This is a genomic window from Rubritepida flocculans DSM 14296 (assembly GCF_000425365.1).
Taxonomy (GTDB): Bacteria; Pseudomonadota; Alphaproteobacteria; order Acetobacterales; family Acetobacteraceae; genus Roseococcus; species Roseococcus flocculans.
The window spans coordinates 155689-169655 of sequence record NZ_AUDH01000003.1; the positions used below are offsets into that span (position 1 = coordinate 155689).

Consider the following 13967-nt stretch of genomic DNA (forward strand, 5'->3'; position numbering starts at 1 on the left):
CCGGGCCCCGCGCAGGAGGCCCGGCCCGGTGCGGCGTTCTCAGCGCGCCGGGGGCGCGTAGAGCAGGCCGCCGTTGTTCCAGGTGCGGTTCATGCCGCGCTCGAGGCCGAGCGGCGTGCGCTCGCCCAGCCAGCGCTCGTAGATCTCGCCGTAGTTGCCGAAGGTGCGGATGATCTGCCGCGCATAGTCGGCCCGCGCCGCGCCCAGGCTCTCGCCCATGTTGCCCTCGACGCCGAGCAGGCGGCGCACGATGGGGTTGGTCGAGCTGGCGGCGATCTGCTCCACATTGGCCTGGGTGATGCCCATCTCCTCCGCGTCGATGAGCGCGAAGACCGTCCAGGCGACGATGTTGGTCAGCTCCTCGTCGCCCTGGCGGATCACGGGGCCGAGCGGCTCCTTGGAGATGCGCTCGGGCAGGATCACATGGTCCTGCGGGCGGGAGAGCAGGGTGCGCTGGGCGGCGAGCGCGGCGAAGTCGTTGGTGAAGACGTCGCAGCGGCCGCTGTCATAGGCGCGGCGCAGCTCGTCGAGGTCGGCCACCACCACCGGCGTGAAGCGCATGTTGTGCTGGCGGAAGTAGTCGGCGAGGTTCAGCTCGGTGGTGGTGCCGGGCTGCACGCAGACGGTGGCGCCGTTGAGCTGGCGCGCGCTGGTGATGTTCAGCCGGCGCGGCACCATCATGGACTGGCCGTCGTAGAAGACGATGGCCGGGAAGTTGAAGCGGTTGACGTTGGAATCGCGCGTCAGCGTCCAGGTCGAGTTGTTGGAGAGGATGTCCACCTCGCCCGAAGCGAGCGCCGGGAAGCGGCTCTGCGTCGTGACGGGGACGAACTCCACGCGGTTCGGATCACCGAAGATGGTGATGGCCACCGCGCGGCAGATCTCGACGTTGAAGCCCTGCCAGACGCCCTGCGCATTCGGGAAGCCGAAGCCGGGGTTGGAGGGGGCCTGCACGCCGCAGCGCATCACGCCGCGCTGGCGGATCTGGTCGAGATCGCGGCCCGCCAGGGCCTCCACGGGCCCGAAGGCGAGGAACGCCGCCGCGGCGGCGGCGAACGCGGTCAATTTCATGTTTCTTGTGTCCCTTCGTCTCTCCCCGGCGAGGTATGCCCTCCCGGCCGGGCTGCCATGTGCCCGCATCGGGATAGTCTTTCAAGAGGATTGCCGCGGCGTCATGCGCGGCCCGCGCCGCGCGCTGCTCACCGCCGGGGCGAAGCGCCCGCGCCTGCGGCAAGAAACGCCCGCGAGGCGAGCGGGACGGGCTGGGCGCGGTAGGCGTCGAGGCCGCGCCCGCTCCCGGCCGGGGCGGCGATGACCTGCGCGCGCTCGGCGCGGTTGGAGAGGGAGAGCGCGACGGGCGCCGCGGGAAGCCCGGCGAGGCGCGCGCCCAGCGCCCGGTCCTCGGCGAGGCGCGCCTGCGCCTCGGGCCAGGCCTGGCGCACCCGGCCGCGATAGGCCTCGGCGAGTTCCGGCGTGTGGGAATGGTAGTGGCCCGCCGCCGCCATCCAGTCGGATCGGGCGGCATGGAGTTCGGTGAGGAAGCGCGCGGCGTAGCGGGCGTTGGCCCAGGGGTCGAAGGCTTCCTCCAGGCTCGCGAAGGCGCGGGGGTGATGGTGCAGGTTCACCTGCATGCAGCCCACGTCTATCAGCCGCACCCCGCGGCCCTGCATGTCCCGCACCGCGGCGACCGCGCTTGCCCGGTCCGGGAAGAATTGGCCGCGCCCCTCGGCATGAATGGTCCAGGGCCAGGGGCCGAAACTGCCCGTCTCCGGGTTGCGGCGGCCCGATTCCACGCGCCCGATGGCCTGCAGCAGCCCGGGGGGAATGTTCGCCTCCTGCTCCGCCCGGGCGATGGCGGCGCGGCAGAGCGCGGTGGGATCGGCGCTGGCGCGGGCCGGCAGCGGGCCGCACAGGGCGAGGACCAGCAGGAGAAGGGCAAGCGGGGAGGGGCGCGCCATGCGCCCCCCTGCGCAACCGCCGTGCCAGGAAGCCCCTTGTTGCGGGCATGGATCAAATGGCGCGGATGCAATGCTGCAATGCAAAAGGTCACTTGCATGCGAGCGATCTCCGGCCTACATGTGGGGGGCGGCAGGGATTTCGGTCTCTGCCTGCTTTCTTGGACGTTTCCTCCCTAAACTCGGCGGTGCGGCAACGCACCGCCATTTTTTTCGCCCCGTTCAGGGCGCGGGCGCGGCCCGCGTGACGAACTCCGCCGGCGAGGTGATCTCCACCAGCTCGAGGTCGTCGGAATGCGCGAGCTCCCGGTGGCGGATGCGCGGCGGCTGATAGACGGCGCTGCCGGCGGTCAGAGTCACCTCGCCGATGTCCTCGTATTCGAAGCGCACCCAGCCCTTCACCACCCAGACCATCTGGAAGTCGAGCTCGTGCAGGTGCCATTGCGGCTCGGCGTGCCGGCCCGGCACGGCGCGAATCACATGCGCGCCGAAGCGCCCGCCCGTGGCCTCGGCGATGCCGAGGCCGCCATAGGCGAAGAAGGCGCGCAGCCCCGGATCGAAGGCCCGGTCGGCGGCGTGGCTGACGGTGGTGCGGCCCGTTGCGGCGGGCGGGGCGGGCGTGTCGGGCATCAGCTCATCTCCACGGCGACATGGCGGTTGTAGCCCGGGCGCCGGCACAGCCGCCCATACCAGGCGGCGAGTCGCGGCTGGGGCTTGCGCGCGATGGGCAGGGACAGCCAGCGGTGCAGATAGGGCCCGAGGGCGATGTCGGCGAGGCTGAGCGCCGGCCCGCCCAGGAAGTCCCGCCCCTCCAGCGCGCCCTCCACCATGTCCCACAGCGCCTCCGCCTCGTCGCGCGCGGCGTGGGTGGCGGGCCAGTTGCGCTTCTCCTCCGGCGTGCGGACATAGGTGAAAAAGAGCGTGGTCATCGGCGCGTTGAGATGGCCGAGCTGCCAGTCCATCCAGCGCTCGATCCGCGCGCGCGCACGGGGCTCGGCCGGGTGCAGCGCATGGCCCGGCGCATGGGTGGCGACGAGGTAGCGGCAGATCGTGTTGCTCTCCCACAGGGTGAAGCCGTCCGGCTCCTCGATGGTGGGCACCCGGGCGTTCGGGTTCATGGCGAGGTAGGCCGGCTCCTTCGTCCGGCCGAAAGCCCCGCCCGCGTCGATGCGCTCGAAGGCGAGCCCCAGCTCCTCGCACAGCCAGAGCACCTTCATCACGTTGGACGAGTTGGCCCGCCCCCAGATCCTCAGCATCGCATTCCTCCCTCCGGACGGGCGAGAGGCTAGGCCAGGGCGGGGCAGGGGGGAACCGCCGCCCCTTGCCGGGGGGCGGCGTGCTGCGGTGCAATGGGGCGATGCGCAGCGCCCTCGCCATCGCCGCCCTGGCCGCCGCCGCGCCGCTCCTCGCGCGCGGCACGGAGAGCTGGCTCGGCCTCGTGCCCTGCGAGCTCTGCCTCTGGCAGCGCTGGCCCTACTGGGCGGCGGCGGGGCTCGCCCTGCTCGCCGCCTTCGTTCTGCGCCGGCCCTGGATGCTGGCGCTCGCCGGGGGGGCGGTGCTCGCCTCGGGCGCCATCGCGGCCTTCCACCTGGGCGTGGAGGCGGGCTGGTGGCCCTCGCCGCTGCCCGGCTGCGCCGCCGTCTCGGCCGGCACGGGCGCGAGCGTGGAGGATCTGCTGGCCGCGCTGCGCCCCGCCCCCGCCAAGCCCTGTGACGAGCCCGCCTTCCTCATCCCCGGCCTGCCCCTTTCCATGGCCGGGCTTAACCTGATCTATGCGCTGGCCCTGGGCGTCTTCGCCCTCGGCCTCGCCCGACGGAGCCGCACCGCATGAGCACCACCCCCGCCACCACCCCCCGGCGCTATCTGGAGCGCGTGATCCGCGTGGACCATGCCGGCGAATACGGCGCGAAGCGGATCTACCAGGGCCAGCTCGCCGTGCTTCGCGGCACGAAGCACGAGCCCACCATCCGCCACATGCAGGAGCAGGAGCAGGAGCACCTCGACACCTTCTCCCGCCTGATCGCGGAGCGGCGCGTGCGTCCCACCGCCCTGCTGCCCTTCTGGCATGTGGCCGGATTCGCGCTGGGCGCCGCCACCGCCGCCATGGGCCCGCGCGCCGCCATGGCCTGCACCGTGGCCGTGGAGGAGGCGATCGACGAGCACTACCGCGCCCAGGAGGAGAATCTGGGCGAGGACGAGGCCGAACTGCGCGCCGACATCGCCCGCTTCCGCGCCGAGGAGCTGGAGCACCGCGACATCGGCCTCGCCAACGAGGCGGAGCTGACGCCCGGCTACCGCCTGCTCTCCGCGGCCATCAAGCTGGGCTGCAAGGTGGCGATCAAGGTGGCCGAGCGGGTCTGACACCGTCGGCATGACATGCCGACCGTAACGCGCGCAGGGTTGGCGGGCACCCATCGAAGCTTTGCTTCGATGGGACCCGGCGTGGCGGCTGCGCGCCCGCACAAAGGCACACCAGCGGCCGCGCCGGCTCCTCAGGAGTCGAAATCAGCGGCCGCTGGTATGAGCCCCGCCTTGGCACGATCCTTGCCTTGACCGGGGGCGGCCCCTGCCCCCATAGGAGAGGCGTGTCGTTCGCCTCCCCCCCAGCCGCGCGCGGCCCCCTGGCTTTCCGCCGCGCGCCCCGCCGCCGGGGCGCCGCATGAGCGAGCGCGTCGTCCGGGCCGATTTCGCCACCCCGCCCGAGGAGCGCCGCCGCCGCCTCGCCCCCTCGCGCGCGCGGCGCGCCCCCAGCGCGCGGGAACTCGCGCGCCGGAGGCTCATGGTCCGGGCCGCGAAGCTCGCCATGCCGCTGCTGGCCGCGAGCCTCTTCGCGCTGCTTCTGTTCTGGCCCGACATCGAGGGGCGCGAGGGCCGGCTCTCCTTCCGTCGCGGTCCCGCCCTCGCGCCCGAGGCGCTGCAGGTCACCGAGCCGCGCTACCAGGGTGCGGACGAGCAGAACCGCCCCTACACCGTCACCGCCCGCCTCGCCCGCCTGCTGCGCGAGGAGGGCGAGCGCGAGCTGGTGCTGCTCGAGGATCCCCGCGCCGACATGCTGCTGAACGACGGCGCGGCCTGGGTCTATGCCGAAGCCCGCCGCGGCCGCTACGACCGCGCGGCGCAGAGCCTCGAGCTTCAGGGCGAGGTCACCATTTTCCACGACAACGGCACCATGTTCCGCACCGAGGAAGCCGAGGTGGACATCGCGGACGGCAGCGCCCGCGGCGACAAGCCCACCCTGGCCCAGGGCAGTTTCGGCGTGATCCGCGCCGAGGGCTTCGAGATGCGCGAGCGCGGCGCGGTGCTGGTCTTCACCGGCCAGTCCCACGCCGTGCTGGAAGGGCGCCAGCGATGAGGCGCATCGCCCTGCTGCTCGCGCTGCTGCCGCTCGCCGCGGCGGCCCAGACCATCGACCTCAGCCAGGGCGGGCCGGTGGACATCACCGCGCGCGACGGCATGGAGTGGCGCCAGGCCGAGCAGGTGGTGGTGGCCCGCGGCCAGGCCCGCGCCAGCCGCGACGGCACCACGGTGGAGGCCGAGCGGCTGATCGCGCGCTACCGCCCGGTGGCCGGCAGCACGGCCCCGCCCGTCGGCGCCGACCCCACCGGCGGCCAGAGCGAGATCTGGCGCTTCGAGGCCGAGGGCGGCGTGCGCGTCTTCACCGCCACCGACACCGCGACCGGCGAGCGCGCCGTCTATGACATGGACCAGGCGGTGCTCGTCCTCTCCGGCCGCACCCCCACCCTCACCACCCCGCAGCAGACCATCACCGCGCGCGACAGCCTGGAATACTGGACGCAGCGGCGCATGGCGGTGGCGCGCGGCGCGGCCGTCATCACCACCCAGGACAACCGGCGGATCACGGCCGATGTCATCGTGGCCTATCTGCTGGAGGAACCCCCCGCGCCCGCCCAGACCGTGGCCGCGCGCCCCGGCACGGAGGGGGCGGCCCCCCGCCCGCCCGGCCAGGGCCGGCTCGACCGGGTGGAACTGTTCGGGAATGTCGAAATCCGCACCGAGACCGAGGTGGTGCGCGGCGAGCGCGGCGTCTATTCCGCCGCCACCGGCCTCGCGCGCATCCTGGGCGATGTGCGCATCACCCGCGGCCCCAACCAGATCAACGGGCGCGAGGCGCTGGTGAACCTCAACACGGGCGTCTCGCGCCTCGTGGGCCAGCCGGGCCAGCGCGTGCAGGGCATCGTCTCGCCCCAGACCCAGCAAGGGGGCGCGGCGCCCGGCCCCGCCCAGCGCCCCGCCCCGGCAGGAGAGCGCCGATGAGCAAGCCGAGCCTCACCGCCATCGAGGGCGGCGCGCCGGGCCTCGTCGCCACCGGCCTCGGCAAGCGCTACCGCAAGCGGCCGGTGGTGCGCGGCGTCTCGCTCAACCTGCGTCGCGGCGAGGCGGTGGGGCTGCTCGGGCCCAACGGCGCGGGCAAGACCACCACCTTCTACATGATCACCGGCCTCGTGCAGCCCGACGAGGGCACGGTGACGCTCGACGGCGCGGACGTGACGCATCTGCCCATGTACCGCCGCGCGCGGCTCGGCCTCGGCTACCTGCCGCAGGAGGCCTCGATCTTCCGCGGCCTCTCGGTGGAGGACAACATCCGCGCCGCGCTGGAGGTGGTCGAGCCCCGGCGCGACCGGCGCGAGGAGATGCTGGACAGCCTGCTCGCGGAGTTCGGCATCGCCCATCTGCGCCGCGCCCCCGCCCTCTCGCTCTCGGGCGGCGAGCGCCGGCGCTGCGAGATCGCGCGGGCTCTCGCCACCCACCCCGCCTACATCCTGCTCGACGAGCCGCTGGCGGGCATCGACCCCATCGCGGTGGCCGAAATCCGCGACCTGGTGAAGCACCTGAAGGACCGCGGCATCGGCGTGCTCATCACCGACCACAATGTGCGCGAGACGCTGGAGATCATCGACCGCGCCTACATCATGCACGACGGGCAGGTGCTCATGGAGGGGCTGCCGAAGGATGTGGTGGCGCATGAGGGCGTGCGCCGGGTCTATCTCGGCGAGAAGTTCAGTCTTTAATTTTCCCGCCGTGCCGGCAGCCGCCACACCAACCCTGCCGGCACGGCGGAAGGCTGTTTCCCCCGCCGTGCCGGCAGCCGCCACAGCAACCCTGCCGGCCGTGCGGGGCTGACCATGCTCTCCCCCCGCCTCGACCTGCGGCAGTCGCAGTCGCTGGTGATGACGCCGCAACTGCGGCAGGCCATCAAGCTGCTGCAATCCTCCAACCTCGAGGTGATGGCCTTCGTGGAGGAGGAACTCGCCCGCAACCCGCTGCTGGAGGCGGAGGAGGCGCGCGCCGTTCCGGTGGCCGAAGCCCCCCCGCCCGCCGATTCGGCCGAGGCCGCCCGCGCCGAGACCCTCGCCGAGGCGCCCCTCGACGCCGATTATTCCAATGTGCTGGACGAGGGCGAGGCCTTCCGCCCCAGCCTCGGCAGCGGCGGCCGGACGGATTTCGCGGACGATCTCTCCGGCATCGAGGAGATGCCCGCCGCCGGCCCCGGGCTGCGCGAGCGCCTCGCGGAGCAGATCCGCCTCTCCTTCGCCGCCCCGCGCGAGCGGGTGATCGCGGCCGCCCTGCTCGCCCTGGTCGAGCCCTCGGGCCGGCTGGCGCTCGACAGCGCGCGCCTCGCCGCCCGCCTCGGCGCGGCGCCGGAGGAGGTCGAGCGCATCCGCCGCGCCATGCAGCGCTTCGAGCCGGTGGGGATGTTCTGCCGCGACCTGCGCGAGTGCCTGGCCGTGCAGCTCGAGGAGCAGGGCCGGCTCGATCCCTTCATGCAGCGCCTGCTCGACCATCTCGATCTGCTCGCGCGGCGCGACATGAAGGGGCTGATGGCCGCCTGCGGCGTGGACGCCGAGGAGCTGGCCGAGATGGTGGCGGAGCTGCGCCGCCTCGATCCCAAGCCCGGCGCGGGGGCGGATGAGGCGCCCCTCTCGCCCGTCCAGCCCGATGTGCTGATGCGCGCGAGCCCCGATGGCGGCTGGGTGCTGGAACTCAACCCCGAGACCCTGCCGCGCGTGCTGGTCAACCGCGGCTTCGCCGCGCGCGCGCTGGTCCAGGCGAAGGACAAGGAGCAGCGCGGCTACCTCTCCGAGCAGCTCGCCTCCGCGAACTGGCTGGTGAAGAGCCTCGAGCAGCGCGCGAACACCATCCTCAAGGTGGCCGGCGAGATCGTGCGCCGCCAGGACGCCTTCTTCCGCCACGGCGTGGAGCACCTGCGCCCGCTGATCCTGCGCGACGTGGCCGAGGCGGTGGAGATGCACGAGAGCACCGTCAGCCGGGTCACCGCCAACAAGTACATCGCCACCCCGCGCGGCACGCTGGAGCTGAAATACTTCTTCACCACCGCCATCGCCGGCACCGCGGGCGGCGAGAGCGTGAGCGCCGAAGCCGTGCGCCACCGCATCCGCGCCATGATCGCCGCGGAGCCGCCCGAGGCCGTGCTCTCCGACGACGCCATTGTTGCGCTTCTGCGAAAGGAAGGCGTGGACATCGCGCGCCGGACCGTGGCCAAATACCGCGAAGCGATGCGCATCCCGGGTTCGGTGCAGCGCAGGCGCGAGAAGGCCGCCACGGCCTGAGGGCATCCTCCCCGAAGGCCGGCAGGCGGCTGGGTGAAGGAGACGAAGCTCAGATGCACATCACGGTCGCCGGCAAGCAGGTCGCCACTTCCGATGCGCTGCGCGCGCATGTGGAGGAGGGGCTCGGCGCCATCACCGCGAAGTATTTCGACCACGCGCTCGAGGCGCGGGTGACCTTCCACAAGGAGAGCAAGGGCTCGAACGGCGGGCATTTCGCCTGCGACATCAACATCCACGCCGGCCGCGGTCTGACCATGCGCGGCGAGGGCCATGGGCCCGACGCGCACCGCGCCTTCGACGAGGCGGCCGAGCATGTGGCCAAGCGCCTGCGCCGCTACCGCCGCCGGGTGAACGAGCACGCCCGCGGCAAGGCCCCCGAGCGCGAGGCCGCCGAGCTGGCCCGCCAATACGTGGTGCGCGAGCCCGAGGGCGCGGAGGAGGCCCCCGCCATCACCGGGGCCGAGCACCCGGCCGTGGTGGCCGAGCCGGCGGCGGAGCTGCACCTGCTCAGCGTGGGCGAGGCGACGATGCGCCTCGACCTCTCCGACGCGCCGGTGCTCGTCTTCCGCAACGCGGCCAACCGCAGCATCAACGTCGTCTATCGCCGCAAGGACGGCCATATCGGCTGGATCGACCCGGGGTGAGCCCGGGCCGCCCTCGGCGCGGCCGCGCGGGCTGATCAGGCCGGGCTTTCCATGCCGCGGCTTGTGAGCTGCGGCGCTTTCTGCTGCCATCCCCCTCCCAGGGAGGCGCTGAAGGATGACCGTGGACCCCTGCCCGGCCAAGGGCCCCATCCTGGCCGCGACCGACCTCTCCGCCCGCTCGGACCGCGCCCTGCGCCGCGCGGCGCTGCTCGCCCGCGGCGGCGGGCGGGATCTTCTGGTGCTGCATGTGCTGGACGCGGAATGGCCCGCGAGCCTCGCCGGCGCGCATGAGGCGGAGGCCTGGCGGCTGCTCGCCCGCCAGCTCGAAGGGCTGCCCGAGTTCGTGGGGCTGCCCTGCCGCCCGGCCATGGAGCGCGGCCTGCCGGAGGCCGCCATCCTGCGCGCCGCCGAGGCCGAGCGCGCCGCCTGCCTGGTGCTGGGCGAGCATCGCCGCGGCGGTCTGCGCGACCTCTTCGCCGGAACCACGGTCGAGCGCGTGATCCGCGCCGCGGCCCGGCCGGTGCTGATGGTCCATCAGCCCCCCTCCGGCCCCTATCGGCGCGTGCTGGTGGCGACCGATTTCTCCGCCCCCGCCGCCCGCGCGCCCGAGGCGGCGGCCGCGCTCGGCCTCTTCGACGGGGCGGCGCTGCTGCTCGCCCATGCGCTGGAGCCGCCGCGCCTCCTCGGCCTCGGCGATGCGGGGCTGGCGGAGCGCGCGGGCGCGGTGCTGGAGGAGAGCGTGCGCGAGGAGGCGATGCGCGGCCTCGCCGCCGCCGCCGCCGCGCTGCCCGCCGGCGCCGGCAGCCGCATCGTCTTCGGCGCGCCGGCCGAGGCGCTCGCGGCGCTGGCCCGCGAGTGGCGGGCGGAGCTCATCGTGCTCGGCACGCGCGGGGCGGGGGTGCTGCGCCAGGCGCTGATCGGCAGCGTGGCGGCGGAGATCCTCGCCCGCCCGCCCTGCGACGTGCTCGCCGTCCCGCCCGCATGAGCGCGATGCAGGGGCTGATCGCCGCCTCCGCCTTCACCGAGATCGCGGCGCTGCTGGCGCTGGCGGCGGCGGTGGGATTCGCGGCGCTGCTGCTGCGCCAGCCGCTCGTGGTGGGGCTGATCGCGGCGGGCATCCTGGCGGGGCCGCAGGCGCTCGGCATCGCGCAGTCGGACGCGCACATCACCCTGCTGGCGGAGCTCGGCATCGCCGTTCTGCTCTTCCTCGTTGGGCTGAAGCTCGATCTCGGCCTGGTGCGCAGCCTGGGCGCGGTGGCGCTCGCCACGGGGCTCGGCCAGGTGGCCTTCACCGCGGGGATCGGCTTCCTGATCTGCCTCGCGCTCGGGATGGATGCGCTCACCGCGCTCTATGTGGCGGTGGCGCTCACCTTCTCCTCCACCATCATCATCGTGAAGCTGCTCTCGGACAAGCGCGAGATCGACAGCCTGCACGGGCGCATCGCGCTCGGCTTCCTCATCGTGCAGGACATCGTGGTGGTGCTCGCCATGGTGGTGGTTTCGGCGCTGGCGGCGGGGCAGGGGCAGGCGACGGCGCTGGCGGGGCTCGCGCGGGTGGTGCTGGGCGGCGGGCTGATGCTGCTGGGCGTGGGCCTCGTGATCCGCTTCGTCGCGGGGCCGCTCACCGCGCGGCTCGCGCGCGCGCCGGAGCTGCTGGCCGGCTTCGCCATCGGCTGGGCCGCGCTGCTGGCCGCGCTGGGCGATGCGGTGGGGCTGGGCAAGGAGCTGGGCGGGCTGCTCGCGGGCGTCTCGCTCGCCTCCACCCCCGTGCGCGAGGCCATCGCCGCGCGGCTGTCCAGCCTCAGGGACTTCCTGCTGCTGTTCTTCTTCGTCGCACTCGGCGCGCGGCTCGATCTCGGGCTGCTGGGCGAGCAGGCGGGGGCCGCGCTGCTGCTCTCGCTCTTCGTGCTGGTGGGCAACCCGCTCATCGTCGTCGCCATCATGGGGGCGATGGGCTACCGGCGGCGCACCGGGCTGCTGGCGGGGCTGACGGTGGCGCAGATCAGCGAGTTCTCGCTGGTGTTCATGGCGATGGGCGTCGCACTCGGCCATGTGGCGGAGGGGGCGCTCGGCCTCGTCACCATGGTCGGGCTCGTGACCATCGCGCTCTCCACCTACATGATCCTGCACTCGCACCGGCTGGCCGAGTGGCTCGATCGGCCGCTGCGCCTGTTCGAGCGCGCGCATCCCTGGCGCGAGACGGGGGCCGATGGCGCGGGCAAGGGTCCGCCGCCGGCCGATGTGGTGCTGATCGGCCTCGGCCGCTATGGCGGCGCGCTGGCGCGGCGGCTGCGCGCGCGGGGGCTTTCCGTGCTCGGCGTGGATTTCGACCCGGAGGCGGTGCGCGCCTGGCGCCAGGCGGGCCACCCCGCCCTCTATGGCGATGCGAGCGACCCGGAGCTGGTGGCGGCCCTGCCGCTCGGCGCCGCGCGCTGGGTGGTCTCGGCCGCGCCGCCGCCGCCCGGCGGGCTCTCGCACGAGGATCACCGACTCGCGCTGCTCGATGCGCTGCGCGCGCAGGGCTATCGCGGTCGGGTGGCGGTGACGGCGCAAGGCCGCGGCGAGATCGCGGCGCTGCGCGCGCGCGGGGCGGATCTGGTGCTGCTGCCCTTCTCCGATGCGGCCGACCGCGCGGCGGAGGCGTTGGCGGAGGGCGCTTGATACGGCCGGCGGTCACGCCGGACGTATCGCGCACGCCGGGTTGGCGGGCGGCGGCGTGCCAAAACAGAGGCATACCAGCGGCCGCGCCGCCTTCTCACGAATCAAGGCAAGCGGCCGCTGGTATGATACGCCGCCGCGTCAGTGCGCGAAGAGGTCCGGCTCCTCGTAGCCGAGCAGGTCGAGCTTGCCGCGCGTGGGCAGGAAATCGAAGCAGGCCTGCGCGATCTCGCGCCGCCCCTCGCGGATCAGCAGCGCCTCGAGCCGCGCCCAGAGCGCGTGCAGGTGCAGCACGTCCGAGGCCGCATAGGCGCATTGCTCGGGCGTGAGCTCGGGCGCGCCCCAGTCGGAGGATTGCTGCTGCTTGCTGATCTCGACGCCGAGCAGCTCCTTCAGCAGATCCTTCAGCCCGTGCCGGTCGGTGTAGGTGCGCACGAGCTTGGAGGCGATCTTGGTGCAGATCACCGGCGCCACCTCGCAGCCCAGCGCATGGTGCAGCAGCGCCACGTCGAAACGCGCGAAGTGGAAGAGCTTGGTCACCCGCCGGTCGGAGAGCAGGGCGCGCAGGTGCGGCGCATCGCCCCCGCGCCCGCCCAGCGCGGGCGGCAGGATCTGCACCAGATGCGCCGTGCCGTCGCCGGCGGAGAGTTGCACGAGGCAGAGCCGGTCGCGATGCGGGTTGAGGCCCATCGCCTCCGTGTCCACCGCCACCACCGGGCCGAGATCGAGCCCCTCGGGCAGGTCATGGGCATGCAGGTGGATGGGGCCCGTGGGCGTGAACATGGTCTTCGCCATGGCGAACCCCGTCGGCGATGGAAAGAGGGTGGTGCCCAGAAGAGGACTCGAACCTCCACGGCCTCGCGGCCACAGGTACCTGAAACCTGCGCGTCTACCAATTCCGCCATCTGGGCAATGCGGCGTGGGGGCGGGGGATAGAGGGGCCGGCGCGGCGCGTCAACCCCATCTGGCCGCGATGGCCGCGCGCCCATATGGTCCGCCGCGACGGAGGGCAGACAGAGATGCGCAAGGTGGCGACGGTGTTCGGCGGCGCGGGCTTCATCGGCCGCCAGGTGGTGCAGCGCCTGGCGCGCGAGGACTATGTGGTGCGCGTGGCCGGGCGCGACGCGGTGCGCGCGCGCGCGCTGCAGACCATGGGGCGCGTGGGGCAGATCGCGCCCATCGCGGCCGACATCACCGAGGAGGCCGGGGTGGCGCGCGCCGTCGAGGGCGCCGAGGTGGTGGTGAACGCCGTCGGCATCCTGCACGGCGATTTCGAGCGCGTGCAGGCCGAGGGGCCGGAACGTCTCGGCCGGCTCGCCGCCGCGGCGGGCGTGGCGAAGCTCGTGCACATCTCGGCCATCGGGGCGGACGCGGCGAGCCCGAGCCGCTACGCGCGCAGCAAGGCGCTGGGCGAGGAGGGGCTGCGCCGGCATTTCCCGGCCGCCACCATCCTGCGCCCCTCCATCGTGTTCGGCCCCGGCGACGGCTTCTTCGGCCGCTTCGGGCAGATGGCGATGCTGCTGCCCTTCATGCCCGTGATCGCCGGCGAGACGCGCTTCCAGCCCGTCTATGTGGGCGATGTGGCCGATGCGGTGATGGCCGCGCTGCGCCGGCCCGAGGCAGCGGGCCGCACCTATGAGCTCGGCGGGCCGCGCGTCTGGAGCTTCCGTGAGCTGCTGGCCTTCATCGTGAAGGAGACGGGGCGGAAGCGCCGCCTGGTCGAGATCCCGATGGGGCTCGCGCGGCTGCAGGCGCGGCTGGGCGAGTGGCTGCCCAACCCGCCGCTGACGCGCGACCAGCTTCTGCTGCTGCAGCGGGACAATGTGGTGGGCGAGGGTGCGCTGACGCTCGCCGATCTCGGCATCGCGCCGCAGCCGGTGGAGGCGCATGCGCCGGCGCTGCTGGCCCGCTTCCGGCCGGGCGGGAATCGCCGGGTGCGGCCCATGGGCTGAAAGGTCCGTATCGGACATTGTGGCGGGGGAGAGCTTCCGGCTCCGTGGCCGAAATGGGGCGGGGCGTATTTTTCAGGTCAGCATTACTGTCCTGATTGCGTGATTCGGGCTTTTCAGCCTCTCCGGCAGGCGTTAAGGGCTGCCCCTGCGGCGCGCGATCCTTGCGCG

Annotated in this window: 15 protein-coding genes and 1 tRNA gene; 10 read left to right on the plus strand and 6 right to left on the minus strand. The window is 73.3% G+C overall.

Going from position 1 to position 13967, the window contains the following annotated elements; translation table 11 throughout:
* Positions 1-39: 39 nt before the first annotated feature.
* From H596_RS0104860 to H596_RS0104875, 4 genes are all read right to left on the minus strand, one after another.
* On the minus strand, positions 40-1071 hold the full coding sequence (locus H596_RS0104860) for an amino acid ABC transporter substrate-binding protein (RefSeq protein WP_027283945.1): 1032 nt from the start codon (positions 1069-1071) through the stop codon (positions 40-42).
* 128 nt (positions 1072-1199) lie between these two features.
* Positions 1200-1958 carry a lytic transglycosylase domain-containing protein gene (locus H596_RS20110; RefSeq protein ID WP_051212397.1) on the minus strand — a complete coding sequence of 253 codons (759 nt, stop codon included), beginning with the start codon at positions 1956-1958 and terminating at the stop codon, positions 1200-1202.
* Between the two features lie 219 nt (positions 1959-2177).
* Positions 2178-2585, minus strand: coding sequence for a cupin domain-containing protein (locus tag H596_RS20115; RefSeq protein ID WP_037300044.1), 408 nt, complete (start codon positions 2583-2585; stop codon positions 2178-2180).
* Entirely contained in the window at positions 2585-3211 is a 627-nt protein-coding gene (locus H596_RS0104875; protein ID WP_027283946.1) for a glutathione S-transferase family protein, read from the minus strand. Before H596_RS0104875 ends, H596_RS20115 begins: the two co-directional genes overlap by 1 nt.
* A gap of 101 nt (positions 3212-3312) precedes the next feature.
* Between H596_RS0104875 and H596_RS0104880 the strand changes: the two genes are divergently transcribed.
* From H596_RS0104880 to H596_RS0104920, 9 genes are all read left to right on the plus strand, one after another.
* Positions 3313-3786, plus strand: a complete 474-nt coding sequence (locus H596_RS0104880) for a disulfide bond formation protein B (protein ID WP_027283947.1) — start codon at positions 3313-3315, stop codon at positions 3784-3786.
* Entirely contained in the window at positions 3783-4316 is a 534-nt protein-coding gene (locus tag H596_RS0104885) for a demethoxyubiquinone hydroxylase family protein (RefSeq protein WP_027283948.1), read from the plus strand. Before H596_RS0104880 ends, H596_RS0104885 begins: the two co-directional genes overlap by 4 nt.
* Positions 4317-4614: 298 nt before the next feature.
* The gene (gene lptC, locus H596_RS20120; RefSeq protein WP_051212399.1) at positions 4615-5307 is read left to right on the plus strand and encodes an LPS export ABC transporter periplasmic protein LptC; all 693 of its coding nucleotides are present in this window, start codon (positions 4615-4617) and stop codon (positions 5305-5307) included.
* A complete protein-coding gene (locus H596_RS20125; protein WP_037300046.1) occupies positions 5304-6230 on the plus strand; it encodes an LptA/OstA family protein in 927 nt (308 codons plus the stop codon). Before lptC ends, H596_RS20125 begins: the two co-directional genes overlap by 4 nt.
* Entirely contained in the window at positions 6227-6985 is a 759-nt protein-coding gene (lptB, locus tag H596_RS0104900) for an LPS export ABC transporter ATP-binding protein (protein ID WP_027283949.1), read from the plus strand. The genes H596_RS20125 and lptB overlap by 4 nt, the downstream gene beginning before the upstream one ends.
* Before the next feature lie 114 nt (positions 6986-7099).
* On the plus strand, positions 7100-8545 hold the full coding sequence (rpoN, locus tag H596_RS0104905; RefSeq protein ID WP_037300048.1) for an RNA polymerase factor sigma-54: 1446 nt from the start codon (positions 7100-7102) through the stop codon (positions 8543-8545).
* Positions 8546-8598: 53 nt separating this feature from the next.
* Entirely contained in the window at positions 8599-9189 is a 591-nt protein-coding gene (gene hpf, locus H596_RS0104910) for a ribosome hibernation-promoting factor, HPF/YfiA family (RefSeq protein ID WP_027283951.1), read from the plus strand.
* Positions 9190-9304: 115 nt separating this feature from the next.
* Entirely contained in the window at positions 9305-10174 is an 870-nt protein-coding gene (locus H596_RS0104915) for a universal stress protein (RefSeq protein WP_027283952.1), read from the plus strand.
* Positions 10171-11850: a cation:proton antiporter gene (locus H596_RS0104920; RefSeq protein ID WP_245583955.1), complete on the plus strand. Its 1680-nt coding sequence runs from the start codon at positions 10171-10173 to the stop codon at positions 11848-11850. Before H596_RS0104915 ends, H596_RS0104920 begins: the two co-directional genes overlap by 4 nt.
* Positions 11851-11988: 138 nt before the next feature.
* Here the strand turns inward: H596_RS0104920 and H596_RS0104925 are convergent, their stop codons facing one another.
* Together H596_RS0104925 and H596_RS0104930 are read right to left on the minus strand one after the other, a co-directional pair.
* Complete coding sequence (locus H596_RS0104925) at positions 11989-12642, minus strand: ribonuclease D (RefSeq protein WP_027283954.1); 654 nt, start codon at positions 12640-12642, stop codon at positions 11989-11991.
* A gap of 29 nt (positions 12643-12671) precedes the next feature.
* A tRNA-Leu gene (locus H596_RS0104930) sits at positions 12672-12758 on the minus strand.
* A gap of 108 nt (positions 12759-12866) precedes the next feature.
* Here H596_RS0104930 and H596_RS0104935 point away from each other — a divergent pair.
* The gene (locus H596_RS0104935; protein WP_027283955.1) at positions 12867-13799 is read left to right on the plus strand and encodes a complex I NDUFA9 subunit family protein; all 933 of its coding nucleotides are present in this window, start codon (positions 12867-12869) and stop codon (positions 13797-13799) included.
* Positions 13800-13967: the final 168 nt, after the last annotated feature.